This window comes from Anaeromyxobacter sp. (assembly GCA_016718565.1).
GTDB lineage: Bacteria > Myxococcota > Myxococcia > Myxococcales > Anaeromyxobacteraceae > JADKCZ01.
In genome coordinates this window covers 610,153-636,024 of record JADKCZ010000002.1, presented here as the reverse complement: position 1 = coordinate 636,024, position 25,872 = coordinate 610,153, and the positions used below count along the sequence as shown (strand labels likewise).

The window sequence follows — 25,872 nt, the reverse complement described above, 5'->3', positions numbered from 1 at the left end:
CGTGGCGCTCAAGGGCACCCTCGAGGACTTCGGGATCGCCGAGATCCTCCAGCTCATCGGCCAGCAGGCCAAGAGCGGGGTGCTGCACCTCGAGTCGCGCGACGACGTCATCCACATCTCCATGGCCGACGGCAACGTGGTGCGCGCCGAGTCGGCCGGCCGCAAGGCCCGCGAGAAGCTGGGCACGCTGCTGGTGCGGGCCGACCTCATCACCGAGCAGGAGCTGGCCGAGGGCCTCGACATCCAGAAGCGCACCCTGCGCCGCCTGGGCGACATCCTGGTGGAGCAGGGCGCCGTGTCGGTGGCCGACCTGCGCGAGATGACGGCGCTGCAGACCACCGAGACCGTCTACAAGCTCTTCCACTGGAAGAGCGGCACCTACGCCTTCGAGCCCGGCGACGTGGAGTGGGATCCGGAGACGGTGTCCCCGCTGCGCGCCGAGTCGGTGCTGATGGAGGGCTTCCGGCAGGTGGACGAGTGGCCGCTGGTCCGCAAGCGGATCACCTCGCTGGCCATGACCTTCCAGCGGCTGCGGCCGCTCGGGCCGGAGCGGCGCGGCCGCAAGGAGGGCGAGGTCACCAACGAGATCGAGGGCGCCTTCGCCGCGCTGGAGGCCGGCCAGCAGGGCGGCGGGGGAGAGGGCGAGGGCGGCGGCAAGGCCGACGCGGCGGTGGGGCGCGCCGAGCGGCGGGCCTACGAACTGGCCGAGCCGGGGCGCCCGGTGGCGGACATCGTGGACCTGTCGCGCCTGGGCGAGTTCGAGACCAGCAAGGCGCTCCTCACCCTGGTCAACCAGGGCTACCTGGCGCCGGCGGCCCCGGCGCGAGACCGGCCCGGCGCGGTGGGGGCCTACGCGCGCGACTGGCAGCAGCGGCTGCGCACCCTGGCCACCCGCCTGGTGGCCACCCTGGCCATCGCCGGCCTGCTGGCTGGCCTGGCGGCCTGGGTGGACGAGCGCGGCGTGGCCTGGGGCGAGGGGCCCGGCGCCGCGGCGGTGCGCGACAACGCCCCGCAGCGCTTCCTGGCCCGCTCCCAGGTGGCCCGCCTGCGCGGGGCGCTGGAGGTCTTCCGGCTGGAGCAGGGCCGCTACCCCGACCAGCTCGACGAGCTGGTGGGCGCCGGGCTGGCCAGCCCGCGCGATCTCCGCTACCCCTGGACCGAGCAGTACCACTACCGGCGCGTGCCCGAGGGCCGCTTCGTGCTCCTCCCGCCGGTGGAGTGAGGCCCCCCGCGTGTCCGAGCCCGCCCCCCGCCCGTCCGTCCGCCTCGACTTCCCCGACAACGATCGCGTGCGCGCCCTGTGCGGCGTGCACGGCGAGCACCTCAAGCTGATCGAGCGCCGCCTGGGCGTGCAGGTGGGGCTGCGGGGCGGCCAGGTCATCGTGGCGGCCGCCGACGCGGCGCGGCTGGAGGTGGCGGAGCGGCTGGTGCGCCAGCTCTACGGCCTGCTGGAGGAGGGCTTCCCGCTCCACCTGGAGGACGTGGACCAGGCCACCAAGCTGGCGGTCCAGGGCGTGGCGCTGCGCGACGTCTTCGGGGACACGGTCTTCGTGTCGGCCCGCCACCGGATCATCACGCCCAAGGGGCTGGCGCAGAAGCGCTACGTCCAGGCCATCCGCGACCAGGACATCGTCTTCGGCATCGGCCCGGCCGGCACCGGGAAGACCTACCTGGCCATGGCCATGGCGGTGGCGGCGCTGGTGGAGCGCAAGGTGAAGCGCATCGTCCTGACCCGCCCCGCGGTGGAGGCGGGCGAGAGGCTGGGCTTCCTGCCGGGCGACATCGCCGAGAAGGTCAACCCGTACCTGCGGCCGCTGCACGACGCGCTCTTCGACATGGTGGACGACGACAAGGCCAACGCCTTCATGGAGCGCGGCACCATCGAGGTGGCGCCGCTGGCCTTCATGCGCGGGCGGACCCTCAACGACGCCTTCATCATCCTGGACGAGGCGCAGAACACCACCACCGAGCAGATGAAGATGTTCCTGACCCGGCTCGGCTACGGGTCCAAGGCGGTGGTCACCGGCGACGTGACGCAGGTGGACCTGCCCTCCGGGCGCCCCAGCGGCCTGCTGGAGGTGCAGCGGGTGCTCAAGGGCGTGGAGGGCATCGCCTTCTGCGGCTTCACCGAGGTGGACGTGGTGCGCCACCCGCTGGTGCAGGAGGTGGTGCGGGCGTACGAGGCCTTCGAGGCGGACAAGGCCAGGCTGGCGGAGGAGCGGGCGGCGGCCCGGGCGGGGGAGCGGGGGAAGGAGTAGGGGAGGGGTCGCCTCGGCCGCGACCCGTCCCCTGCACCCAGGCCGTTGCCTTTCCCCGATCCCGGTGACAGGCTCCCGCCGTGCCCGCAGCACCCCCGTCCCCGCCCGCCACCGGAGCGCCGGCGCGCCCCGCCCTCCCGGCGCACCGGTTCGCCAGGCGCCCCGTGCGCCCGGGCCGCCTGCTGGCGCTGCTGGTGCTGCTGGCCGCGGTGGCCGCCGCCGCCGCCGCGCTGCTCGGCCCCGCCCCGGCAGGGCACCTGCCCGGCCCCGACGACCTGGGCCGGCCCGCCCCCGTCACGGTGCGGGCCGACCGGGACCACGATCTCGAGGACCTGGAGGCCACCGGGCGGCGCCGCGCCGCGGCCGCGGCCGCCGAGCGGCCGGTGTACGACGAGGACGCCGGCGCTGCCGACGAGGCGGCCGCCCGCATCCACGCGGCCTTCGCCCTGATGCGGGAGGAGGAGGAGGCCCTGCGAGGCCAGCGCCCGGTGGTCGACGCCGCCGAGCTGGGCCGCCGCTACGCCGCGCAGCGCGACGCCTTCGTGGCCCGGCTGCAGGTGCTGGTGCGCGACGAGGACCTGGCGGCCCTGGCGGCGGCCCGCTTCTCCGAGGTGGTGGAGCGCGAGGCGGCGGCGCTGGCGGCCAGGGGGCTGGAGGGGCTGGTGGTGGGCGATCGGGCCCTGCTCCCCGCCGCCCGCGAGCCGGGGCTGACGGTGCGCACCCTGCGCGACGGCGAGGTCACCGGGGAGCGCGTGCTCACCGACCTGGCGCTGGTGCGCGATCTCGCCACCGCCCGCGGCGAGGTGGCCGGCGCCGCGGCGGCGCGGCTGGCCGGCCAGCCGCCGGCCCTGCGCGCCGCCGTGCTCCACCTGGCGCTCGGCGCCAGCAGGCCCACCCTGGTCCACAACCAGGGGGAGACCGAGCGCCGCCGCGCCGAGGCGGCGGCCCGGGTCCGGCCGGTGGGGTTGGCGGTGCACCGCGGCGAGCGGATCGTGGTGGCCGGCGAGCGCCTCGAGCCGCGCCACCTGGCGGTCTTCGAGGCCATCCGGGCCCGGGCCCGCGCCGAGCAGCCGGACCTGGTCCGGCTGGGCGTGGCCGCCCTGGTGGCCCTGCTGGCGCTGGCGCTCTGGCGCTACGCCGCCGCCGCCCTGCCCGGCTTCCACCCGTCCGTGAAGGACGCCGCGCTGCTGGCGGCGCTGCTGGTGGGCGGCGTGGCGCTGGCGGCGGCCGGCCAGCAGGTGGCCGACCTCCTGGGCGACCGCCTGCCGGGTCTGCCGCAGGCGGCGGCGCTGGCGCTCCTGCCCCTGGCGGCGGGGGCGGTGGTGGCCCGCCAGGCGCTGGGGGCCGAGGCCGCCCTGGTGCTGGCGGTGGCCACCGGACTCGGCGTGGGGCTGGCGGCCGGGGCCTCGCTGCCGCTGGCCCTGCACGCCACCGTCACCTCGCTGGCCGCGGCCGCGGTGGGTGGCCGCTGGCGGCCGCGCGCCGGGCTGCTGCGCGCCGGGGCCGCGGCGGGCCTGTCCGGGGCGCTGCTGGCGGCGGCCACGGCGCTGCAGGCCGGCCGGAGCGGCACCGAGGTGGTGGTGCTGGCGGGCGCGGCCATGGCCAGCGGCCTGCTGCTGCTGCCGCCGCTGGCCTGGCTGGCGCTGCAGGTGGCGGCCGGCCTCCTCGGCTACCTCAGCGACGGCCGGCTGCGCCAGCTGGCCAACCTGAACCACCCGGCGCTCAAGGAGCTGATCGTCCAGGCGCCCGGCACCTACCACCACGCCATCCTGGTGGGCTCGCTGGTGGAGGCCGGGGCGCGGGCCATCGGGGCCGACGACCTGCTGGGCAGGGTGGGCGCGTACTACCACGACCTCGGGAAGATCAAGAACCCGCTCTACTTCGCCGAGAACCAGCGCGGCCGCAACGAGCACGACGGCCTGGCCCCCTCCATGAGCGCGCTGGTGGTGAAGCGCCACGTCGGCGACGGGCTGGAGCTGGCCAGGCGGTGGCGGCTGCCCCGGGCGGTGGCCGAGATCATCGCGCAGCACCATGGCACGCGGCTCATCGGCTACTTCTGGGCCAAGCAGCAGAAGCTGGCCGAGGCCGGCGAGGCGGCCGGCCCGGCCGACGAGGCCCTCTTCCGCTACGCCGGGCCCAAGCCGCGCAGCCGGGAGGCGGCGCTGGTGATGCTGGCGGACGTGTGCGAGGCCTCGGCCCGGACGCTGGAGGCGCCGTCGGTGGCGGCCCTGGAGGCCATGGTGCAGCTGCGGGTGCGGGAGGTGGTGGCCGAGGGGCAGCTCGACGAGTGCGAGCTCACCCTGGGCGAGCTGACGGCGGTCTCCCGGGCCCTGGTGGACGGGCTGGTGGGCTTCCACCAGGCCGGGCAGCTGGTGGGGCCTCCGCCCGAGGCCGCGCCGGCCCGCCCGGCCGTGCACCTGGTGGGCCGCCCGTGAGCCGCCGCACCCGGGCGGTGCCGCGCCACGCCGCGCCGCCCGCGCCAGGGCCGGACCGGGCCGGCCAGGCGGTCAGCGTCGACGCCCGCAGCCGCCACCCCGACGGCGCCGCCGCGGCCCGCCGGCTGGCCCGGACGGCGCGGCGCTACCTGGCGGCCCTGGGGCGCCACCCGGCCGAGCTCTCGGTGCTGGTGGTCACCGACGGCATGATCCGCGGCCTCAACCGGCGCTGGCGCGGGAAGGACCGGGCCACCGACGTGCTCTCCTTCCCGCTCACCGAGCCACCCGGGAGTGGGACCCACCTGGGCGACGTGGTAGTCTCTCTCGACACGGCCACGCGCCGGGCGAGGGGCGAGCGGCGGTCGCTCGCGGCCGAGCTCGATCGCTACCTGGCCCACGGCCTCCTCCACCTGCTCGGCCACGACCACGAGCGGCCGGCGGACGCCGGGCGGATGGCCGCCGCCGAGGCCGCGCTGGTGGGTGGCGAGGGGCTGGTCGGCGCGGCGCGCATGGTGGGCAGGAGCGGATGGATCCCTACGCGGACATCGACCTCGACTCGGAGTCGGTCTGGCTCGACGGCGCGTGGCACACGCGCGAGGCGCTGGCCCGCCGCATCAAGCAGATGATCGAGTCGGGGGACTTCCGCGTCTCCCGGCCCAGCCAGGCCCTGGAGCGGCTGGAGGCCGCCCTGGGCCAGGCGCAGGTGGTGGCGGTGCGCATGCCCGCCGACCTGGCGGAGGCCGCCGCCTCGACCGCCGCCCGCCTGGGCCGGCCCATGGGCCACCTGGTGCGCGAGGCGGTGGCCTACTACCTGGCCGCCGCCGCCGCCTACGGGGCCGCCCAGTCCGCCAAGGCGAGCCAGGCCGCGTCGTCGCAGCCCGCCACCTCCGACGCCGGGGCGGGCGCCGCCGCCCGGGCCGCCGCCGCGCCGGCCGGGAAGGCGCCGTAGCCCCTCCGCGCATGCGCCGCCTCGCCCCGCTGCTCCTGGTCGTCGGCTCGGGCCTCCTCATGGCGCTGGCGCTGCCGCTGGTGGTGCCCTGGATCTCGCTGCGCCAGCTCGATCCGGCCGGCCACCTGGAGGTGGTGGCCTGGGTGGCCCTGGCGCCGCTGCTGCTGGCGCTGGAGCGGGCCCGCTCGGCCCGCGGCGCCTTCACCCTCGGCCTCGTGGCCGGCCTGGCCTACTTCTTCGCCGCCATCCACTGGGTCAGCCACGCCATGACGGCCTTCGGCGGGCTGCCGTTCGCGGTGGCGTTCCTCGGCCTGACCTTGCTGGTGGGCTTCATGGCCTTCCACTGGGGGCTGGCGGCGGCCGCCACCTGGGCGCTGCGCACCCGCCTGGGCTGGCCGCTGGCCCTGGCCGCGCCGCCCGCCTTCACCGCCGCCGAGCTCCTGCGCAACTACCTCTTCACCGGCTTCCCCTGGGGCAACCTCGGCTACACCCAGGCCCGCACCCTGCCGGTGGCCCAGCTGGCGGCGCTCACGGGGGTCTACGGCATCGCCTTCCTGGTGGTGCTGGTCAACGCCGCGCTGGCCGACGCCCTCTCGGCGCGCCTGGCCGGCCGGCCCCTGCCGCGCCGGCCACTGGCGGCGGCGGCGGCGGCGCTGCTCCTCACCACCGCCGGCGGCGCCTTCCGGCTGGCGGCGCTGCGGCGCGAGCTGGCCGCGGCCCCGGTGCTCACGGTGGCGCTGGTGCAGCCCAACCTCGATCAGGGCCAGAAGAACCGGGCCCGAGATCACGTGGCCTACGTGCTGGACCGCCTGGTGCCGCTGACCCAGCAGGCCGATCGCGAGGGGGCCGACCTGGTGGCCTGGCCCGAGGCGGCCTTCCCGGCCTACCTGCGCCCCGGCACCACCACCCTCGACGGCGGGCGGGCCCGGCTGCCGCACCTGTCGCGGGCCCACCTGCTGCTGGGCGCGGCCACCCTGGAGGAGGTGCGCGGCGGGCCCGGCGAGGCGCGCTACCGGGTGGAGAACTCCAGCTTCCTGGTGGCGCCCGACCTGTCGGTGCTGGGGCGCTACGTGAAGCACCACCTGGTGCCCTTCGGCGAGTACGTGCCGCTGGCCGACTGGCTGCCCTTCCTCACGCAGGTGGTGCCGGGCCTGGCGCCCTCCAGCCCGGGCGGCGCGCTCACCCTGCTCACGTTCCCGGGCCCGGACGGGCGGCCGGTGCGGCTCGGCTCGATGATCTGCTTCGACGCCATCTTCCCCGAGATCGGGCGCGGCTTCGCGGCCCAGGACCCGGACCTGCTGGTGAACCCCACCAACGACGCCTGGTACGGGTACTCCTCCGGCCCCTACCAGTTCCTGGCCATCGTGCGGCTGCGCGCCGTCGAGACCGGCCGCTCCATCGCCCGGCCGGCCTACGCCGGTGTGTCGGCGCTGATCCTGCCCACCGGCGAGCTCCTGCCCGGCGCGCTGGAGGTGGGGCCGGTGGACCCGGCGCTGGCGCCGGACCCGCCCGAGCCTCCCGGGCTGCTCATGGGCCGCCTGCCCATCTGGCGCGGCCGCACCCCGTTCACGAGCATCGGCGACCTCTTCGCCCTGGCCTGCGCCGCGGCCACCCTGGCCGCGCTCGCCGTCGCCTGGCGCCGCCGCCCGGCGCCCCCGCCCCCCTGACGCCCCCGCACCCCTGACGCCTCCGCCTCCCTGACGCCCCCGCTCCCCTGACGCCCCGAGGTCCCGCCCCATGGCCGCCCCCACCGCCGAGCTGCTCGCCGACCTGTCCACCCGCCTCACCGGCCTCCGGGGGTCGCTTTGACGTCGAGCGGAAGCGCCAGCGGGTGGCCGAGATCAGCGCGCTCTCGGGCTCGCCCGAGTTCTGGGGTGACGCCGCCAGGGCGCAGGGGCTGCTGAAGGAGAAGTCGCAGCTGGAGCAGGTGGTGGCGGCGGTGGACAAGGTGGCCGCCGCCCTGGGCGACGCCGCGGCGCTGCACGAGCTGGCCGAGGAGGCGCGCGACGACGCCACCCGCGCCGAGGCGGCCGAGGCCGGCGCCGCGGTGGCCCGCGAGGTGGAGGGGCTGGAGTTCCAGAAGATGCTCTCCGGCACCCACGACCGGGCCGGCGCCATCGTGGAGGTGAAGAGCGGCGCCGGCGGCGTCGAGGCCATGGACTGGGCCGCCATGCTCTACCGGATGTACCAGCGCTACTGCGAGCGCAAGGGCTGGGCGGTGGAGCCGGCCGACATGGTGGCCGGCGAGGAGGCCGGCATCAGCCAGGGCTCCTTCTTCGTGCGCGGCGAGTTCGCCTACGGCTTCCTCAAGGCGGAGAAGGGGGTGCACCGGCTGGTGCGCATCAGCCCCTTCGACCAGAACGCCCGCCGGCAGACCAGCTTCGCGGCGGTGGACGTCACCCCGGAGATCGACGACGACATCGTCATCGACATCAAGGAGGCCGACGTCCGCATCGACACCTACCGGTCGTCCGGCGCCGGCGGCCAGAAGGTCAACAAGACCGACTCGGCGGTGCGCATGACCCACCTGCCCACCGGCATCGTGGTGGCCATGCAGAACGAGCGCAGCCAGCAGAAGAACCGCAACATGGCCTGGAAGATCCTGCGCTCGCGCCTCTACGAGTACGAGGAGAAGCGCCGCCAGGTGGTGCTGGACGCCGCCGAGGCGCAGAAGAAGGACATCGACTTCGGCTCGCAGATCCGCAGCTACGTGCTGCAGCCCTACCAGATGGTGAAGGACCTGCGGACGGGCGTGGAGACCGGCAAGGTGGAGGACGTCCTCGACGGGGATCTCGAGGGCCTCATCCGCCCCTGGCTCATGGGCGTGCGCCGCACCGACCGGGTGGTGGACGAGTAGGGGAGGGGGAACGCCCAGGACGCTCCTGCGCCCCGGGCGCCCCTGCGAGCCCGCGGCTCCAGTCACTCGATGAGGATCTCGGCGGCGCGGACGTACACGTCGGAGGGGACCATCCCCCCGACGACCAGCCAGGTGCCGTCCTGCAGCATCACGGCGCCCGCACCGTTGCCGTGGTCGTCGATGGTCCGCGGCCCCGCGGCCCACGCGCCGGTGGCCGGATCGTAGCGCTCGGACCGGGTGCCGGTCCCGCTCCAGTACCCTCCACCGACGACGAGGACGTCCCCGTCGCCGAGCAGCAGCGCGACGTGGTCGGTGTGCCCGTCGGTCAGCGCGCCGGTCAGGCTCCACGTCCCGGCGGCGCCGGCGGCCGGGTCGTACAGGCTGGCGCGCTTCTCGTGGATCTTGTCGCTCCTGCAGCCGCCGGCCCCGTCGTAGCTCCGGCAGCCGCCGGCGACCAGCACCGTGCCCGCGAGGAGCCGCGTCGCGCTGTGGCTCATCACCGGATACGCCAGCGAGCCGGCGCTGGTCCATGCTCCGGTGCCCGGGTCGTAGAGCTCGGCCGAGCCGGTCGAGCTCGTGCAGGGATCGCCGCCGACGCAGCCGCCCGTCACGAGGACCTTCCCGGAGGCGAGCACCGTGGCGGTGTGCCAGTAGCGGGCCGTGGTCAGGGCCCCCGTGGGCGTGAAGGTGTCCGTGGCCGGGTCGTAGAGCTCTGCCTCCGCGGTGCTGGCCGTGGTCGGCCCGTTCAGGCCACCCGCCACGAGCACCTTGCCGGAGCCAAGCAGCGTGCAGGTGCTCCCCAGGCGCGCCGCGCCCATGGGCTCCGAAGTGGGCGTGAAGGTGTCGGTGGCCGGGTCGTACAGCTCGGCGGTGTCGAGCGACAAGGTGGTCGGATTGCCTCCGCCGGCGACCAGCACCTTGCCGGACGGGAGCAGCACTGCACAGGGGGCGTTGCGTGGGGTGTTCAGGGGCGTCGCCGCGGTCCAGAGCCTGGTGGCCGGGGCGAAAAGATCGACCGCGGCGGTCGCCCAGTTGGGATCGAAGTCGGGCTGCCCGCCTGCGACGAGCACCTTCCCGGACTGGAGCACCGTGATCGCGAAGTAGGAGCGAGGCAGGACCAGCGAGCCGGCCTGGCTCCAGCCCTTGGCAGGCTGGGCGTCGGTCCCGCCGCCGCAGCCCGCGGACGACAGGAGCGCCGCCGCGAGAATTCCCATCGAGTTCCTTCGCATCATGACGTCCTCCCGGCGGGCTCGGGCGCCCGCGAGCCGCATCGACCCGTTCACATCGCTCGAAGCCAGCGTCCACCTCCACTCAGGGTCCGGCAAGGGCCCCGATGTCCCAGCCCGGCGGGGCCACCTCCCCTTGGTGACACGGCCCGGGTGCGGCGGAGCGTCGGCCGCCTTCTCCAGGGCGCCGCGTGGGCCTGCAGCTAGGGACGCCGCTCCTCGCACGGCTCGGCCTCCCGGGAGGTGGCCAGGGCAAAGCGCGGATCGCGGTGCTCCCGATCGCCGACCACCAGGTGCCCGAGCTCGTGGATGAGGACGCCCGGGAGGCACCGGGTCGCCGGGTTCACCGCGGCGGCGATGACCGCCCGGTCGAGGCGCGCGCAGCCGTAGGTCCAGCACGCGGAGTCCCCGCTCCCGCAGAGGAACCAGCCCCCGCAGTAGCTGATGGTCCAGCCGCGCAGGTAGTCGCTGGGAACGACCCCCCACACCTCGCCGGCGATCTCCAGGGCCCGCTCGGTCCGCTCCACGACGCCGGTGAGGTCGGTGACGGGGTACTCGCAGGTGGGGACGGGCGGGGCGGCGAGCGTCGCGCCGGCCACGCAGGCGAAGGCCCCCTCGGCCGACGGGCAGGGGGTCGGCTCGCGGCCGCAGCCCGCCGCCAGCACGAGCGCCAGGGTGCAGCGAGCGGCGTGGAGCCTCCAGGTCGGACGCGTCATGGCGAACCTCTCGGAGAGGGGGTCGCGGCGCCTCGGCTGGTGGTGGGGCGCCATCCTCTCCGCCGGAGTGACCGAGCCCGCGGGCGGGCTGGAACAGCGCCCGAGCCGTCCAGGCGGGTCCGAGGGCCTGGCCTGTCGAAGGTCGACGCTGCGTCGAAGCGACGCAGGGTGCCGACCCATGAGGGCGCCAGCGGCGGTGTTCCTTTTTCGAGGTCGGGGCGGTCTGATCAGGAGGGCCAGAGCCAGCCTCGAGGAGGGGACCCCGCTGCGAGCGACGCCGACAGCCCTGGGCCTCGGCCTCCTGGCGGTCGCCGCGTGCGGCCGGCTGGCGGGCGGGGACTACCAGCCGCCGCCGATCGCCACCCTCCGCGGGACCCTGACGCTGCCCCAGGGCGTCGCGCCGGGCCCGGATGGCCTGGTCCACGTCCTCCTCTCTTGGCAGCAGGCCGGCTGGGTCGCGGACCCGGGCGACGCGGCGTGGCAGGGGAACCCGCTGACGGGCAGCCTCACCCCTTCCTGCGAACGCGCCGCACCATCGTGCGACGCCTCCGGTCCGGCGGGCTGCACCGTCCGATACGGGCTGGCCGACGCGGTGGCGACGATCCGCTACTCGGCCGGCGCCGTGGCGTTCGAGGCGCCCATCTACGAGCTCCCTCCCGCCGACGCCCGGCAGGACCTCGCTCCACGGGGCGGCTCGGGGACGGTCGCCTTCGGCGCCCTGCTCTTCGTGGGGAGCTCCACGGGAGCGGGTGCCGGCGCCCCGGTCCTCGCGAACGCCGCCTTCAACGGCAAGGCGACGTCGTCCTCGAGCAGCTTCCGGACCTCGGCCTGGCTGGTCCACCTGGACGGCGAACCCGGGCCGCCGACCTGCGGGGCCGGGTGCGACTGGGCCGACCCCGGCATCCTCTCGCGCCTGGACCAGGGCTTCAGCCTGGTGCTCAAGATCGAGGAGGTGGACCCGCAGAACCGCCGTCGCCCCGTCTCCCTCTCGCAGGTCCCGGTCGACGTGGGGCTCGCGGTGGCCGGCGAGAGCGGCGGCGGCTCCTGGTGCCAGGAGGTCGAGAACCGGCAGGACTGGGCCGAGGCCTCGCGGCTCCCCGTCACCGACTGGAGCCGCTGCGTCACCACCGCCGAGGTGCTCGCCTGCGACCGGCTCCAGCGCACGGCCACCTGCCAGCGGTACGTCGAGCGCTTCGAGGCGGCCACCTCCTGCCGGCCGGCTCCCTCCTCGGCCTGCGGCCCCGTGGCGGGCCCCGCGCCGACCTCCTCCCCGTTCGCCACCGCCCACCGCCTCGCCTCCGGCAGCCTGCTGGCGGCGCCGGTCTCGACCCGCTCCTGGTTCCTCGACCTGGTCTCCGGCGTCTGGCTGCCCACCGGGGGGCTGACCTTCCCGAGGTCCGCCGACGCCGCCAGCGTCCTGCTCCCCTCGGGCCAGCTCCTGGTGACCGGTGGCTCCTCCGACGACGGGGCCTCGCGGAGCGCCGAGCTCCTCGACCCTGCCACCGGCGGTTGGACCCTCACCGGCTCGATGGCGGCGCCGAGGAGCGGCCACACTGCGACCGTGCTCTCCTCGGGGCAGGTCCTCGTGATCGGTGGCCGGAGCGGCCTCTCTCCAGCGGGGACCTGGAGCGCCGAGCTCTACGATCCGGCGGAGCGGAGCTGGGCCACATTCGATCTCCAGGTGAGCGGTCCGCCGCTCGCCGGCCACACGGCGCTGGCGCTCCCAGGGCCAGGCGCCCCGGTCCTCGTGGTGAGCGGGAGCGGGCCGGAGGCCTTCCTCTGCTCCCCGGCGACGGGGTGCCGCCCGACGGCGCCGATGGGCGCGCCGCATCCGGAGGGGACCTTCACGCTGCTCGACTCGGGGAAGGTGCTGGCCCTGGGAGGCCGGTACGGCGACCGGTGCGGCGCGGAGCTGTTCGATCCGGCGCTGGAGACCTGGACCACCAGGGACCCCATGCCGCAGGGCCGGGCCGACCACGCGGCGGTGGTGCTGCCGGGCGGCGACGTGCTCGTCGCCGGCGGCGCGGCGCAGGTGGGTGGGGTCGAGGCCTGGCTCTCCACCGCGGATCGCTACGACCCCGCGCAGGATCGCTGGAGCGCCGGCGGCGGGCTCGGCACCGCGCGGACCGCCTTCACGCTGCTCCCGGAGCCCGGCGGCTCCGTGCTCGTCCTCGGCGGGCGCGACGCCGCGGGTGACGCGGCGCCGGCCGAGCGGCTCTGCCCACCCGCCGCGGGCCCGGCGTCGCCGCCCACCGCGGCGTCGCGGGCTCGGCGGTCGCCGCCATGACCACCGAGGAGGTCAGCGCGCTCTACGAGCGCTTCGGCTACTCCGTCTACCGCCGGTGCCTGCGGATCCTGCGCGAGCCGGCGAGGGCGGAGGACGCCTTGCAGGACGTCTTCGTGCGGGTGCTCCGGTACGGGAGCGGGTACCGCGGGGGCTCGGTGCTCTCCTGGCTCCTGCGCATCGCCGACCGCGCCGCCCTGGATCGACTCCACCGGGACGGAGGGCGGTCCCCGGCGGACCCCGAGAAGGCGAAGGCCCCCGAGCTCCCCACCGGGCTGCTCCAGGAGCCGGAGGCGGCCCGCCTCGTGTCCGAGCTGCTCGCGGGGCTGCCACGCCCGCTCCAGGAGGTGGCGCTCCTCACCTACCTGGACGGCCTCACGGCCGCCGAGATCGCCACGGAGCTCGGGTGCTCGTCCATGACCGTGAAGCGGCGCCTCCGGGCGCTGCACGAGCAGGCGCGCGCCCTCGTCGGCGAGAGAGCGGAGGTCCACGATGTCGAAGAGCAGGCCTGAGACCCCATCCCAGGGCGGCCACCCCGGGGCCTTCGCCCTGGAGCAGGCGGCCTTCGAGCCGGAGGCGGCGGACGCGTCGACCCGGAGCCACCTCGAGGGCTGCGACGCTTGCCGCGCCGCGGTCGCGGGGCTCGTCGCGGAGCGCGGCAGCTTCCTCGCCGAGCGGCCGGCGCACCGCTTCGTGGCCGGCGTCGCCGCTCGGGCCGAGGAGGAGGCCCGCCAGGCCCGCCCGGCCTGGCTCGACCGCCTGCTCGACCTCTTCCGGAGTCCCCGCTGGCTCCTGGTCCCGGCGGCGGCCGTCGCCGCGGTCCTCCTCGTCGTGGCCATCCCGACGCGCGAGCCGGTGGAGGACGGCGTCCGGTACAAGGGCGGCGGCGCCCTCCGGCTCTTCCACGCCCGCGGGGGCGGGGAGGCCCGGCCGCTGGAGCCCGGCGTGAGCCTGCGCCCCGGGGACCTCCTGCGCTTCGGCGTGCTCTCGGCCCGCGGGAGGTTCGCCTTCGTCGCCAGCGTGGACGACGCGGGGCGCTTCACCCGCTACCACCCGGCCGGCGACGGTGCCGCCGCGCCGCTGGGGCAGCAGGGCGCCCTGCAGCTCCTGCCGGGCTCGATCGTGCTGGACGAGACCACGGGGCGGGAGTGGATCGTGCTCCTCCTCGCGGAGCGGCGCCTCGACGAGCCGGCCGTCCGGGAGGCGCTCCTCTCGGCCTGGCGGGCCCGGGCGGGCGACCGGCTCGGCCCCATCGGGCTCGACGCCGAGGTGGACGTGGTGCCCATCACCAAGGCCGCGCCGTGATCCTGCCCGCCCTCCCCCTCGCCCTGCTCCTGGCCGCCACCGGCGGACCGGGCGAGGAGGTGCGGCTGGCGGTGGTCGCCGGCAACAACCGCGGCCTCGAGGGCGAGCAGCGGCTCGAGTTCGCCGAGCTCGACGCGCGGCGGGTCCACGCCGTGCTGACCCAGCTCGGCGGGGTCGCGCCGGGGAACGCGGTGCTGGTGCTCGGCGGGGGGCCGGAGGAGCTGGTGCGGGCCGTGGGCGGGATGGTGGCGCAGGCCGAGGCGCTCGCGGCGGGGGCCCCGGTGACCGCCCTGCTCTACGTCTCGGCCCACGCCGACGAGGAGGCGCTCCACCTCGGCGGGAAGCGGCTGCCGCTCGAGACCCTGCGGGGCCTGGTGGAGCGGGCGCCGGCGCGGCTGCGCATCAGCGTGATCGACGGCTGCCGCGTGCCGGTGCAGGCCGGCTACAAGGGCGGGCGCCCGGGGCCCGAGATCCCGGTGGCCGTGGACCGGAGCACGCGCGTGGCGGGGGAGGTGTTCATCTCCGCGGCGGGCCCCGGCGAGCTGGCCCAGGAGTGGACGGAGCTGCGGGGCTCCCTCTTCACCCACCACCTCCTCGTCGGGCTCCGCGGCGCCGCCGACGCCGACCGGAACGGCCGGGTGACGCTCGGCGAGGCGTACACCTTCGCCTACCGGACCACGCTCGCCCGGGCCGCGGAGTCGGGGCTGGTGCCGCAGCGCCCCAGCTTCGACCTCAGGCTGGAGGGGTTCGGCGACTGGGTCTTCACCCGGGTGGGCGGCGGCGGGGCGGAGATCGCGCTCGCCGAGGCGCTGGACGGGCGGTTCTGGATCACCGACCAGCGGGGCGACGTGGTCGCCGAGCTGGACAAGCGGGCCGGCGAGCCGCTCCACCTCGCCCTCGGGCTCGGCCGCTACCGCGTCATCCGGCTGGGCGCGGAGTGGGTCGAGGCCGCCGATCTCAACCTGGCGCTCGGCGGGAGCCGGCGGGTCGACCCTGGCCTCCTCGTGCGGGTCCGGGCCGAGCGAGCCCTCGCCAAGGGCGGGTCTGCCCTGGTGCTCAGGCCCTGGAGCCTCGTCCTCGGGTGGGGGGTGACGGGCGGGAGCACGCCGGGGATGTCGCTCCAGCAGGCCGGCGAGGCCGGGCTGGAGCGGGCGGTCGGTGACTGGCGAGTCCGGGCGCTTGTGGGTGGAGGCTGGAGCACCACGACGGCTGAGCGCGCCACCCTGGAGCAGACCGAGCTGCGCCTGCCCCTGTCGGTCACGCGGAGCTTCCCCGTGAGCCTGGCCCGCGTCGGGCTGGGGCTCGAGCTCCGGCCGAGGCTCCTCTGGCAGGAGGCGACGCGCCAGGTGGACACCGGCGGGCTCGCCCCGCCGATCCCCGGGCAGCGGGCCTTCCTCCTCGGGGTCGGCCCGCTGGCCGCGGTCTCCTATCCGCTCGGCGACCGGTTCACGGCGGCGCTCGAGGGCTGGGTCGGGTACGAGTGGGCGCCGGACGGGCAGGGGGAGGTCCAGGGGCGCTCGAGCGCGCAGGTGCGGGCCCTGGTGGGCTGGGCGCTCTGAGCGCGGGGCGAGGGCCGGGCGGTGGCGCGGGCCGCCGCCCCTCCTACGGCAGGCTCCCCTCGAAGGGGACGGCCATCACGTAGGGCCTGGTGGCCTCCCCGCTGGTGACGGTCACCTTGCCGCCACCGGGCCCGGCCACGCCGGTCACCTGGACGTCGAAGCCGTTCCGCCGCAGCGTCACCGGCACGGCCGGCCCGGCCTCGAGGGGTGCGTACTCGAAGCGCTGGAACTTCTGGTGGAGCGGGGTCCAGTCCGGCCCGGTGAAGTCGAAGCCGCTCCACGGGCTGGCCGGCTCGTTGGAGAAGAGGAGGGCCCCGGTCCAGAGCGCATAGGCCAGGTGGAAGGGGATCCCCGAGACGTCCTCGAGCCCTCGCAGGGCGACCACCTGGTCGAAGAAGCGCTCGTCGAAGGCCGGCCCGAGCCGATCCGAGAGGAAGAGGAGGAAGGAGTCCGCCGCCGCCAGCTTGACCGGCGTGGCCGCGACCCCGCTGTCCTCGCCGTTCTCCCTCCACGGGGTCATCTGCAGCGACGGGTAGCCGCCGAAGCCGCCACCGGGGTCCGCGCGGGTGAAGAGCGCCGGCGCGGACAGGGCGCGGAGCGCGGCGACGTGGTCCCCCGAGCCCGCCAGCGTCGCGGCGAGCCCCATGCGAGCGTGGGTGATCTCCGTGCTGCGAAGGTAGCTGTTGCCGAGCGGCCCCGCGAAGCGCCACCAGTCCACCATGCGCTGGAGGGTGCGGGCCATCTCGCGCTCCACCACCGCCCAGGACTGGCCCCGGTCGAGCGGCCGGCCGGCCGCGTCCTCCATGCCGAAGGGCGGGTGCAGGTGGACCATGTCGGCCTGGTTGGACTGGAGGTTGGCCCCGCCGTGGCAGTCGGGGGCGGTGTCGGCCGGGCCGGTGAGGTCGTAGGTGTTGGCCACGCTCCGCGCCAGGGGGCCGAGCGCGCTCGTGAAGAACAGGATGAACCTGCCGTTCGCGTCCACGTCCGGCAGGGGGCCCGAGCGGCTCGTGATCGCCGCCTGGACGGCGTCCCACCGCGCGCCGAGGGCCTGCCAGTCCAACGAGGTGAACCCGCTCGCGTCCTGGTCGTCCACGTAGAGCAGGGCGTTCGCCGTCACGAGCGCGAGCGACGCCGGCCTCCGGATGGCCGGCATCCTGGTCTCGAGGTTCAGGTCATAGGTCGGCCGGTCGAAGGTGCAGAAGGACCTCGTCGCCTCGGCCTGGGCCAGGCTCCGGGAGGCCAGCGCCTCCGGGGAGGTGACCGGGTTCAGGGAGCCGCCGCTGGGCAGTCCGGCGCTCCGCGCTCCGGCCGCCGCCGGTCCCGTGCCGGCCGCCTGCAGCGTCGCGCCGGCACCGTCCCGGCCGTCCACGTTGAGCAGGATCACCGCCAGCCGCTTCCCGGCTGGCACGTCGAGGTCGAGCGTCCCGGCGGCGAGGTCCGAGGGCTGGTGGAGCGTCCAGGGCGCCCCGATCACCGGGATGGCCCGCACCGAGCGGTTGGCCCCGCCTTCGGCGAGCCAGCCCTGGAGCGGGACCGACGGGTCGGTGGCCCAGGCCTCCACCTCGACCACCCCGAAGTCCGGCAGGCGGCCGGCCTCGAGGGAGAAGGTGGCGTGGGTGGCGGTCGTGAGCACCGGGCCTCCCACGACGCGCGGTGGCCGGTGGTCCGGCGGGCCAGGCGGGCCGAGGTCCCGCAGCGTCGCGGCGTAGATCGCCGCGCCGGCGACCGGGTTCCACTCGACCTCCAGCCGGCCGGACACCAGCTGCGCCCGGCCCTCGGGCTGCGCCAGGGTCCGGGCCGGGTCGGGGGTGCAGGTCCAGCCCGTCAGGCCGCCGCCCAGGTCGCCGGTCACCATCACCGCCCATACGGTGTTCTCGCCCGACCACGCCGCGACGCCGGGGAAGGCGAGGAGGCAGAGCCGCTCGCCGCCCTTGCAGGTCGCCGTCGTCCGCTGGGTGCTGGTGAAGACCTCGAGCAGCGTATCGGACGGGCGCGCGGGGTCGATGACGGCCGCGAGGACCAGCCCGCTGGTGACGCCGGCGTCGTAGGACCCGCAGCTGAGCGTGAGGCTCGAGACCGGCTGGCCGGGGTCGGGGGCCGGGCCGGAGGTCCTGGCGCAGCCCGCGCCCACGGCGCAGAGGAGGCCGAGCGCGCCGAGCGAGAGGCCCGAGAGGAAGCCAATCTGCGTCTTCATCGCGACCTCCCCGGGGTCAGGAAAGGAAATGCAGGCGTCTCGGCCGGCGCTCCTCCTACGGCAGGCTTCCCTCGAAGGGGACGGCCATCACGTAGGGTCTGGTGGCCTCCCCGCTGGTCACGGTCACGCGGCCTCCGCCGGGCCCGGCCACGCCGGTCACGTGGACGTCGAAGCCGTTCCGCCGGAGGGTCACCGGCACGATCGGACCGGCCTCGAGGGGGGCGTATTCGAAGCGCTGGAACTTCTGGTGGAGCGGGGTCCAGTCCGGCCCGGTGAAGTCGAAGCCGCTCCACGGGCTGGCCGGCTCGTTGGAGAAGAGGAGGGCCCCGGCCCAGAGCGCGTAGGCCATGTGGAACGGTATCCCCGAGACCTCCTCGAGCCCGCGCAGGGCGACCACCTGGTCGAAGAAGCGCTCGTCGAAGGCCGGCCCGAGCCGATCCGAGAGGAAGAGGAGGAAGGAGTCCGCGGCCGCCACCTTGACCGGCTTGGCCTGGTAGGTGCCATCCTCGTCCCACGGGTACATCTGCAGCGAGGGATACCCGCCGAAGCCGCCACCGGGCCCGGCGCGGGTGAAGAGCGCCGGTGCGGACAGGGCGCGGAGCGCTGGGACGTGGTCGCCCGAGCCCGCCAGGGTCGCGGCGAGCCCCATCCGAGCGTGGGTGATCTCCGTGTTGCGAAGGTACTCGTTGCCGAGCGGTCCGGCGAAGCGCCACCAGTCCAGCATGCGCTGGAGGGTGCGGGCCATCTCGCGCTCGACCACCGCCCAGGATTGGTCCCGGTCGAGGGGACGGCCGGCCTCGTCCTCCATGCCAAAGGGCGGGTGCAGGTGGACCATGTCGGCGTGGTTGGACTGGGTGTTGGGCCCGCCGCGGCAGTCGGGGGCGGTGTCGGCCTGGTGCGTCAGGTCGTAGACGTTGGCCACGCTCCGCGCCAGGGGGCCGAGCGCGCTGGTGAAGAACAGGATGAACCTGCCGTTCGCGTCCACGTCCGGCAAGGGGCCCGAGCGGCTCGTGACCGCCGCCTGGACGGCGTCCCACCGCGCTCCGAGCGCCTGCCAGTCCGACGAGGTGAACCCGCTCGCGTCCTGGTCGTCCACGTAGAGCAGGGCGTTCGCCGTCACGAGCGCGAGCGACGCCGGTCTCCGGACGGCCGGATTCCCGGTTTGCAGGTCGTAGTCCGGCCGGTCGAAGGTGCAGAAGGTCCGCGTCGCCTCGGCCTGGGCCAGGTCCCGCGGGGTCAGCGCCTCCGGGGAGGTGACCGGGGCCCGAGCGACGCCGTGGGGCAGGCCTGCGCCCCGCGTCCCGACCGCCGGCGCGGCGCCAGCCGCGGGCGCCGCCGGGCCGGTCCCCGCCGCCTGCAGCGTCGCGCCGGCGCCGTCCCGGCCGTCCACGTTGAGCAGGATCACCGCCAGCCGCTTCCCGGCCGGCACGTCGAGGTCGAGCGTCCCGGCGGCGAGCTCCGAGGGCTGGCGCAGCGTCCAGGGCGCCCCGATCACCGGGATGGCCCGCACCGAGCGGTTGGCCCCGCCTTCGTCGAGCCAGCCCCTGAGCGGGACCGAGGCGTCGGTGGCCCAGGCCTCCACCTCGACCACCCCGAAGTCCGGCGGGCGGCCGGCCTCGAGGGAGAAGGTGGCGTGGGTGGCGCCGGTGAGCACCCGGTCGCCCACGACGCGCGGTGGCCTGTAGTCCGGCGGGCCGGGCGGACCGAGATCTCGCAGCGTCACGGCGTAGGTCGCCGCGCCGGCGACGGGGGTCCACTCGACCTCGAGCCGGCCGGACACCAGCAGTGCCCGGCCCTCGGGCTGCGCCAGGGCCCGGGCCATGTCGGGGGTGCAGGTCCAGCCGGTCAGGCCGCCGCCCAGGTCGCCGGTCACCATCACCGGCGACGGCGTGTTCTCGTTCGTCCTCGCCGCGATGCCCGGGAAGGCGAGGAGGCAGAGCCGCTCGCCGCCCCTGCAGGTCACCGGCGTCCGCTGCGTGCTGGTGAAGACCTCGAGCAGCGTGTCGGACGGACGCGCGGGGTCGATGACGGCCGCCAGGACCAGCCCGCTGGTGAGGCCGGCGTCGTAGGACCCGCAGCTGAGGGTGAGGCTCGAGACCGGCTGGCCGGGGCCGGGGGCCGGGTCGGAGGTCCTGGCGCAGCCCGCGCCCGCGGCGCAGAGGAGGCCGAGCGCGCCGAGCGAGAGCCCCGAGAGGAAGCCAGCCTGCGCCTGCATCGCGACCTCCCCGGGCTAAGGCACGGTGACGCAGGTGTTCTGGTTCGAGCCGTTGGCGGTGCAGAGCAGGACCGGCAGCGCCGTCCAGGACCCGCCGGGCGGCCGGGTCGCGGCGGTCGCGCCGCCCGAGAGCGCCACGCCCTCGCTCGACTTGTACTCGCCGGTCAGGGTGTCGAGGCCGCCGCCGAGCTTCCAGACGAACTCCGGCGCCTGGCCGCTCCGGAGGAGGCCGGTGTGGAGGAGCGGCCGGCCGGCGCCGGCGTGCTCGGAGAGGACGAAGGTGAAGATGCCGTCCCCGGCGGCGGCGTCCCCCTTCCGGCCGTCGTCCAGGAGCTGGACGAGCCCCCAGGACCAGGCGTCGGACTTGATCCAGACGGCCGAGGTGTCCCAGTCGCCAGGGTCGAGGCGGGAGAGATCGAGGGTGAGCCGGAGGTCGGTCGCCCCGAACGCGGGCAGCGTCATGCCTCGCGCCGTCACGTCCCTCGTGCTCAGGAGGGCGATGGAGAAGCTGCCGAGGGGGCCGGCCCAGAGCCAGCCGTTGCCGAAGCCGCCCTCCGGGATGGGCCGCTCATAGGCCACGTCGATCAGGCCGTACTCGAAGTAGCCGAGGAAGGAGGCGACCTCCTCCGGTGTGGCGGGCGCCTTGACGAAGATGGTCGCGCCGAGGACGTGATCGCCGGCCACGGCGCCCGCGCCTTCGTGGCCCCCCTCCGTCCAGGGGCCGTCGTCGAAGAGCGCGGGGTACGGGCCGGGCCAGACCGAGTCCTTGACCGCGATCCTGGTGGTCGGGTCGTAGACGAACGAGCCCTTCCAGGCCAGCTCGGCCCCTGCGAACACGCGGTTGGCCGTGTCGTCGACGGCGATGCTGACGGCGGCGTAGCCGGTGGGTTTGACGCCGGCCGGCTGACCGGCTTCGGAGCAGGCGGCGACGGCGAGGAGCAGCCCTGCCAACGAGGCTCGCGTCATGTTCGGTCCCTCCGCTGGAGTGGGACTCGGGCTCAGCGTTGATGCTAGGGGGCTCGTGAGATCCAGGTCATGCCCCTGAAGCGGCGCCCCGTCCCTGTGGCCGTGGCCGACAGGCCCCGAATCCTGGCGCCAAAATGCCGCACGCCCGGGCCACGGGATGGCGCCCGGGGGCGCCGCCGAGACCTGGCCCTGGGGCAGCCCCTACCAGACGGTGCGCACCGACCGGGTGGTGGACGACTCGCGCACCCGGGCGGCGCGCCGCCGCCGCGTCACTCGTTGAGCTGCTGGTAGACGCCCGAGACGACGTCGTCGGCGGTGCCCCACAGGCCGTCGGCGCCCTTCCCGTCGTAGGTGACGGCGCCCACCTGGTTGCCGGCGGCGTCGAGGGTGAAGACGGCCAGGGACGACTGGACGTCGTCGGCGGTCAGCCAGGCCGAGTCGACGCCCCGGCCCGTGAAGCGGCGCAGCTGGGTCATCCGGCCGGCCGCGTCGTGGGCCGGCTCGTAGTAGTAGCTGATGGGGTCGTCGGCGGTGAACCAGGCCGCGTCGGGGCCGTCGTCCCGGTAGATCATGCGGCCCAGCCGGCCGTCGGCGCCGTAGGTGTGATCGGCGTAGAACACCACCAGGTCGTCCGCCGTGTCGAGCTGGCCGTCGGCGCCGGGGGTGGTGGCCACCTGCCTCGAGACCTCCCCGAAGGCGTCGTTCTCGATGAGGTTCACCTGGCTCATCACGTCGTCCGGGGTGAACCAGACGAGGTCGGCGCCGACGCCGAAGAACTCCATCCGGAGGAGCCGGCCGGCGCCGTCGTACCGGTAGCGCAGGTAGATCGAGACCACGTCGTCGGCGGTGCGCCACAGGCCGTCGGGTCCGGCCGCGTAGAAGATCCGCTCGGCGGCCTGCACCTGGCGGATGGTCACGGTCCAGACCTGCCGCGTGCCGTCCTCGGCGGTGACCGTGAAGGCCACCGGGCCGGCGCTGAAGTCCACCGTGGCGCCGGAGGCCGGGCTCACGGTGGCACCGGGCGACAGCGAGAGGGTGGGCACGAGGTGCCCGAGGCGCGCGCTGGTGGAGACCTCGGCGGTCACGGCGTGGCCGGTGGCGTCCAGCGTGGCCGGGCCGGTCTGGAGGGCCAGCGTGAAGGCCGTCAGGTCGGTGCCGGACCGCGGCGGGTCATCGGTGCCTCCGCAGGCCGAGGAGGCGAGGAGCAGCAGGGCCGCCAGGGAGTTCGTCCACGCGCGCATGAGGTCCCCTCTCCGGCGGCGAAGGCCGCTCGGGGCCCTCCCTGGGCGGAAGGGCCATCGAAGGGAACGCTGGCACGTTCGATCGGGCCCATCAACGGGGAGTGCGGGGTGGCCGGGCGGGGGGTGTGCGGGGGCGCGCGGGGGGGGGCGGGGCGAGAGCTGGGGTCGGGTGGCGGGACGGTACGGGCGGCGGTTCCTCCGGAGGGGCGGAGGGCCGGGACTGCGGGGCGGATCCGGGCGCCGCTGAAGCGGCGCCGGTTATCTCGGCGCGTACACGATCGGCTGCCGGGCCATGACGAACCGGTCGATGGCGTCGGAGGCCCAGCCGGGCAGGCCCATCAGCTTCACGCCGCAGCCGGTGGGCTGGCGGCCGGTGGTGGCGTTCTTCTCGCGCACGAAGGCCACCTCGCCCTCCAGGTCGATCTTGCGGCCGTCGGCCAGCCCCAGCCGGACCTGCAGGCGGGTGCCCACCACGGGCGGCAGGGCGGTGGCGATGAAGACCCCGCCGGAGTCGATGTGCCGGGTCGACCCCACGTAGAAGTTGTGCTCCGACACCAGGCTGACGTTGACCTCGACCCGGGCCGGCGCCGGCCGGGAGCGGGGCTCGTCGACCAGCTCCTCGTCGATGAGCGTCATCAGGTCCACCGCCGGCGCCGGGGCGGTGCGCAGCGGCGGCTGGTTGCCCGCCTCGGAGAGCGCCGGCGAGGCCTGGGCCGCGGGGGGCGGCGAGGGCCGGCCGGCCTGGGCCGGTGGCGCCGGCGGGCGCGCCGCCTGGCCGGCCAGCTGGGCCAGCGCCGCGGCGGCCGGGGTGCGCTCCACCACCAGCAGCGGGCGGGCCAGCGCCTCGGCGCGGGAGAGGGCCCGCTCGGCGCCCGCCACCGCGGCCAGCGGCTCCACGATCTCGCGGGCCGGCCCGATCATGACCACCCGCACGCCCACCCGGGCGGCCCCGGCGGCGGCGGTGAGGGCGCCACCCCAGGCGGCGTCCGGTGAGGCCGGCAGCATGAGCACCACCACGTGCGGCGCCACCACGCGCAGGAACGTCTCCAGGTCGGCGGGACCGGGCACGCAGTACATCGCGTGGCCAGCCCGATCGAGGTGGAGGTGCAGCGCGGTCGTGACGTCGGCGTCCGAGCCAACCACCAGGACGCGCGACGCCACCGGAGTGGCGCCGGCCGGGCTCACGCGCTGCGGCCCCCCGTCTCCATCATGATGCGCCGCTCCAGGTCGGCGCGGTTGGTGGCGTTGCCCAGGGCGGTGTCGAGCGAGATCTTCTTCTGGTCGTGCAGCCGGTAGAGGAACTGGTCGAAGCTGTGCATGCCCAGGTCGGTGCCGGCGTTCTCCATGTAGCTGCGCAGGTCGTCGATCTTGGCCCCGTTGCGGATCAGCTCGCGCACCGTGGAGGTGGCCAGCAGCGCCTCCACCGCCGGGATCAGCCCGGCCGCGTCGGCCCGCATGAGCAGCCGCAGCGCCACCACGGCCTGGAGGTTGTCGGCCAGGCGGGCCCGCACCGTGTCCTGCTCGTCGGAGGGGAAGAGCCCCACCAGCCGGCCCACCGCCCGCGGCACGTCCGGGGTGTGCAGCGAGGTGATGACCAGGTGGCCGGTCTCGGCCGCCTTGAGGCAGATGTCGGCGGACTCGCGGTCGCGCAGCTCGCCCACCATGATGATGTCCGGGTCCTGCCGCAGGGCGGCGCGCAGGGCGTCGGAGTAGCTGGCGGTGTCCGAGCCCACCTCGCGCTGGATGACCAGCCCCTTGCCGCCCGGGAAGAGGAACTCGATGGGGTCCTCCACCGTGATGACGTGCAGCCGCTCCGCCTGGATGATGTGGTTGATGATGGCGGCGATGGTGGTGGACTTGCCGTTGCCGGTGGCCCCGGTGACGATGATCAGGCCGCGGCGGGCCTCGGCGATGGTGCGGATGACCGGCGGCAGGTTGAGCGGGTCGAAGTCGGGGATGGCGAACGGGATGGTCCGCATCACCGCGCCCCAGGTGCCGCGCTGCTTGAAGATGCTGGCGCGGAAGCGCGAGACCCCGGTGAGCGAGTAGCTCCGGTCCGCCTCGCGGAAGTCGAGCGGGGTGTAGCCGGAGCCGGGCGCCTGCAGCACGAAGTTGGCGATGGCCTCGGTGTCGGCGTGGGTCAGCGGCGGGTACTTGGCCGCCAGCAGCTCCCCGAACACCCGGTACGTGGGTGGGTAGCCGACCTCGAAGTGGACGTCGCTCGCCTGGCGCTTCACCGCCAGCTGCAGGAGCGAGTGGAACATGTCTTCGCTGAGTGGGCCCTGGCCTTCCATAGGTGCGCGGAGTCTAGCCCGGGACGGGGGGGCCGGGAAAAGCGAAAGGCCGCTCGGTCTCCCGGCGGCCTCCCAGCTTCGGCGCTCTCGCGCCCGCTGCTCTCGTTCTGTCCCGCCGGGGCCACGGGGGCCTTCGGTCGGGTGGGGGGAGTCGACGCTCCGGACTGCCATCGACTTAGACGTACGACGGGAGGTTGACCTACGACTCGCGCTGGTGTTGCTGAGCCTCGTCATCGCGAGGTCTGCGTCCGGCCTCCGGCGGGAACTGCAGCGACCTCAATACAAGGCTCGTGCCGGAGGTGAGGGGAGGGGCCTGGTGAGAGAATCCGGCTGGTTGGGCTGGCCGGCGGAGGCCGCAGGGTGGGGTCCCGCGACCACAGGGTGCGAACCGACCCGCGGAGGCCGCACCCTGCGGCGAATGGCCTCCCCCTTTCCCGCCGAGTTCCTTATAAGTGGCGGCATGTTCGAGTCCGTCGAGGTGGTGACGCGGGAGCTGGGGACGGCCGGGTACCTGGCCTCCCGGGAGATCGCCACGGCCGTCTTCCTGGCCGACCGCATGGAGAAGCCGCTGCTGGTGGAGGGGCCGGCCGGCGTCGGCAAGACCGAGCTCGGGCTGGCCTTCGCCCGCGCCTCCGGCCGCGAGCTGGTCCGGCTGCAGTGCTACGAGGGGCTCGACGAGGCCAAGGCGCTCTACGAGTGGGAGTACTCGAAGCAGCTGCTCTACACCCAGCTGCTCCGCGACCGGCTCGGCCCCGCGGTGGCGGGCGCCGCCACCCTGGCCGAGGCGGCCGACCTCATCGCGGCCGAGGGCGACTTCTTCTTCAGCGAGCGGTTCCTGCTGCCCCGGCCCATCCTGCAGGTGATCCGGAGCCCCCGCCCCACGCTGCTGCTGGTGGACGAGGTGGACAAGGCCGACCCGGAGCTGGAGGCCTTCCTGCTGGAGGTCCTCTCCGACTGGGCGGTGACGGTGCCGGAGCTGGGCACCCTGCGGGCCAAGGTGGTGCCGCGGGTGGTGCTCACCTCCAACGCCAGCCGCGAGCTGTCCGACGCCCTCAGGCGCCGCTGCCTGCACCTGCACCTCGACTTCCCCGGGCAGGAGCGGGAGCTGGCGGTGGTGCGGGCCCGGGTGCCGGAGGCCGGCGAGGCGCTGGCCCGCCAGGTGGTGGCGGCGGCGGCCCGGCTGCGGGCCATGGACCTGCGCAAGGCGCCGTCCATCTCCGAGACCATCGACTGGGCCCGGGCCCTGCTGGTGCTGGGCGCCGGCGCGCTCGACGCCGAGTCCCTGGCGGCCACGCTCGACGTGGTCCTGAAGCACCAGGCCGACGCCGAGCGGGTGCGGGCCCGGGTGGCCGAGGTCCTGGGGTAGGATCCCG

The 25,872-nt window shown here is 75.5% G+C and carries 19 protein-coding genes and 1 pseudogene; 12 read left to right on the top strand and 8 right to left on the bottom strand.

What is annotated here, in order from left to right:
* Position 1: 1 nt before the first annotated feature.
* The 7 genes and pseudogenes from IPO09_09615 (at position 2) to prfB (ending at position 8,499) form a co-directional block, all read left to right on the top strand.
* Positions 2–1,222 (top strand): DUF4388 domain-containing protein, encoded by a 1,221-nt coding sequence (locus tag IPO09_09615; protein MBK9517593.1) that lies wholly within the window; start codon positions 2–4, stop codon positions 1,220–1,222.
* A 10-nt stretch (positions 1,223–1,232) separates the two neighbouring features.
* Complete coding sequence (locus IPO09_09610) at positions 1,233–2,258, top strand: PhoH family protein (protein MBK9517592.1); 1,026 nt, start codon at positions 1,233–1,235, stop codon at positions 2,256–2,258.
* 179 nt (positions 2,259–2,437) lie between these two features.
* Positions 2,438–4,693, top strand: a complete 2,256-nt coding sequence (locus IPO09_09605) for an HDIG domain-containing protein (protein ID MBK9517591.1) — start codon at positions 2,438–2,440, stop codon at positions 4,691–4,693.
* A gap of 17 nt (positions 4,694–4,710) precedes the next feature.
* The gene (gene ybeY / locus IPO09_09600) at positions 4,711–5,319 is read left to right on the top strand and encodes an rRNA maturation RNase YbeY (protein ID MBK9517590.1); all 609 of its coding nucleotides are present in this window, start codon (positions 4,711–4,713) and stop codon (positions 5,317–5,319) included.
* Positions 5,220–5,549 (top strand): annotated as a pseudogene (locus IPO09_09595) (hypothetical protein). The gene ybeY and the pseudogene IPO09_09595 overlap by 100 nt, the downstream one beginning before the upstream one ends.
* Before the next feature lie 104 nt (positions 5,550–5,653).
* Entirely contained in the window at positions 5,654–7,309 is a 1,656-nt protein-coding gene (lnt, locus tag IPO09_09590; protein MBK9517589.1) for an apolipoprotein N-acyltransferase, read from the top strand.
* A 47-nt stretch (positions 7,310–7,356) separates the two neighbouring features.
* A complete protein-coding gene (gene prfB, locus IPO09_09585; protein ID MBK9517588.1) occupies positions 7,357–8,499 on the top strand; it encodes a peptide chain release factor 2 in 1,143 nt (380 codons plus the stop codon).
* Positions 8,500–8,561: 62 nt separating this feature from the next.
* Here prfB and IPO09_09580 read toward each other — a convergent pair whose 3' ends face one another.
* On the bottom strand, positions 8,562–9,770 hold the full coding sequence (locus IPO09_09580) for a hypothetical protein (protein ID MBK9517587.1): 1,209 nt from the start codon (positions 9,768–9,770) through the stop codon (positions 8,562–8,564).
* 158 nt (positions 9,771–9,928) lie between these two features.
* The gene (locus IPO09_09575) at positions 9,929–10,441 is read right to left on the bottom strand and encodes a hypothetical protein (protein MBK9517586.1); all 513 of its coding nucleotides are present in this window, start codon (positions 10,439–10,441) and stop codon (positions 9,929–9,931) included.
* Positions 10,442–11,033: 592 nt separating this feature from the next.
* On the opposite strand from IPO09_09575, the gene IPO09_09570 reads away from it, so the two are divergent.
* From IPO09_09570 to IPO09_09555, 4 genes are read left to right on the top strand one after another with little or no spacing between them, the layout of a single operon-like run.
* A complete protein-coding gene (locus tag IPO09_09570; protein ID MBK9517585.1) occupies positions 11,034–12,728 on the top strand; it encodes a hypothetical protein in 1,695 nt (564 codons plus the stop codon).
* A complete protein-coding gene (locus tag IPO09_09565) occupies positions 12,725–13,237 on the top strand; it encodes an RNA polymerase sigma factor (protein MBK9517584.1) in 513 nt (170 codons plus the stop codon). The genes IPO09_09570 and IPO09_09565 overlap by 4 nt, the downstream gene beginning before the upstream one ends.
* Positions 13,218–14,030, top strand: a complete 813-nt coding sequence (locus IPO09_09560; GenBank protein ID MBK9517583.1) for a hypothetical protein — start codon at positions 13,218–13,220, stop codon at positions 14,028–14,030. The genes IPO09_09565 and IPO09_09560 overlap by 20 nt, the downstream gene beginning before the upstream one ends.
* Complete coding sequence (locus IPO09_09555; GenBank protein MBK9517582.1) at positions 14,027–15,589, top strand: hypothetical protein; 1,563 nt, start codon at positions 14,027–14,029, stop codon at positions 15,587–15,589. The genes IPO09_09560 and IPO09_09555 overlap by 4 nt, the downstream gene beginning before the upstream one ends.
* 43 nt (positions 15,590–15,632) lie before the next feature.
* Here IPO09_09555 and IPO09_09550 read toward each other — a convergent pair whose 3' ends face one another.
* The 6 genes from IPO09_09550 to IPO09_09525 form a co-directional block, all read right to left on the bottom strand.
* Entirely contained in the window at positions 15,633–17,783 is a 2,151-nt protein-coding gene (locus tag IPO09_09550; protein MBK9517581.1) for a hypothetical protein, read from the bottom strand.
* 55 nt (positions 17,784–17,838) lie between these two features.
* Positions 17,839–19,998, bottom strand: a complete 2,160-nt coding sequence (locus tag IPO09_09545) for a hypothetical protein (protein ID MBK9517580.1) — start codon at positions 19,996–19,998, stop codon at positions 17,839–17,841.
* A gap of 15 nt (positions 19,999–20,013) precedes the next feature.
* Positions 20,014–20,964, bottom strand: coding sequence for a hypothetical protein (locus IPO09_09540; GenBank protein MBK9517579.1), 951 nt, complete (start codon positions 20,962–20,964; stop codon positions 20,014–20,016).
* Positions 20,965–21,233: 269 nt separating this feature from the next.
* Positions 21,234–22,205, bottom strand: coding sequence for a hypothetical protein (locus tag IPO09_09535; protein ID MBK9517578.1), 972 nt, complete (start codon positions 22,203–22,205; stop codon positions 21,234–21,236).
* Positions 22,206–22,463: 258 nt separating this feature from the next.
* On the bottom strand, positions 22,464–23,390 hold the full coding sequence (locus IPO09_09530; GenBank protein ID MBK9517577.1) for a PilZ domain-containing protein: 927 nt from the start codon (positions 23,388–23,390) through the stop codon (positions 22,464–22,466).
* Complete coding sequence (locus IPO09_09525; GenBank protein MBK9517576.1) at positions 23,387–24,499, bottom strand: PilT/PilU family type 4a pilus ATPase; 1,113 nt, start codon at positions 24,497–24,499, stop codon at positions 23,387–23,389. Before IPO09_09525 ends, IPO09_09530 begins: the two co-directional genes overlap by 4 nt.
* Positions 24,500–24,959: 460 nt before the next feature.
* On the opposite strand from IPO09_09525, the gene IPO09_09520 reads away from it, so the two are divergent.
* Positions 24,960–25,865, top strand: coding sequence for a MoxR family ATPase (locus IPO09_09520; GenBank protein ID MBK9517575.1), 906 nt, complete (start codon positions 24,960–24,962; stop codon positions 25,863–25,865).
* Positions 25,866–25,872 lie beyond the last annotated feature (7 nt).

What these genes read in the sequence shown, in the direction of transcription:
- IPO09_09575 (MBK9517586.1), bottom strand. Translation starts at nt 10,441, where the DNA reads ATGACGCGTCCGACCTGGAGGCTCCACGCCGCTCGCTGCACCCTGGCG.
- lnt (MBK9517589.1), top strand. Translation starts at nt 5,654, where the DNA reads ATGCGCCGCCTCGCCCCGCTGCTCCTGGTCGTCGGCTCGGGCCTCCTC.
- IPO09_09540 (MBK9517579.1), bottom strand. Translation starts at nt 20,964, where the DNA reads ATGACGCGAGCCTCGTTGGCAGGGCTGCTCCTCGCCGTCGCCGCCTGC.
- IPO09_09565 (MBK9517584.1), top strand. Translation starts at nt 12,725, where the DNA reads ATGACCACCGAGGAGGTCAGCGCGCTCTACGAGCGCTTCGGCTACTCC.
- IPO09_09520 (MBK9517575.1), top strand. Translation starts at nt 24,960, where the DNA reads ATGTTCGAGTCCGTCGAGGTGGTGACGCGGGAGCTGGGGACGGCCGGG.
- IPO09_09550 (MBK9517581.1), bottom strand. Translation starts at nt 17,783, where the DNA reads ATGAAGACGCAGATTGGCTTCCTCTCGGGCCTCTCGCTCGGCGCGCTC.
- IPO09_09535 (MBK9517578.1), bottom strand. Translation starts at nt 22,205, where the DNA reads ATGCGCGCGTGGACGAACTCCCTGGCGGCCCTGCTGCTCCTCGCCTCC.
- IPO09_09545 (MBK9517580.1), bottom strand. Translation starts at nt 19,998, where the DNA reads ATGCAGGCGCAGGCTGGCTTCCTCTCGGGGCTCTCGCTCGGCGCGCTC.
- IPO09_09580 (MBK9517587.1), bottom strand. Translation starts at nt 9,770, where the DNA reads ATGCGGCTCGCGGGCGCCCGAGCCCGCCGGGAGGACGTCATGATGCGA.
- IPO09_09560 (MBK9517583.1), top strand. Translation starts at nt 13,218, where the DNA reads ATGTCGAAGAGCAGGCCTGAGACCCCATCCCAGGGCGGCCACCCCGGG.
- IPO09_09525 (MBK9517576.1), bottom strand. Translation starts at nt 24,499, where the DNA reads ATGGAAGGCCAGGGCCCACTCAGCGAAGACATGTTCCACTCGCTCCTG.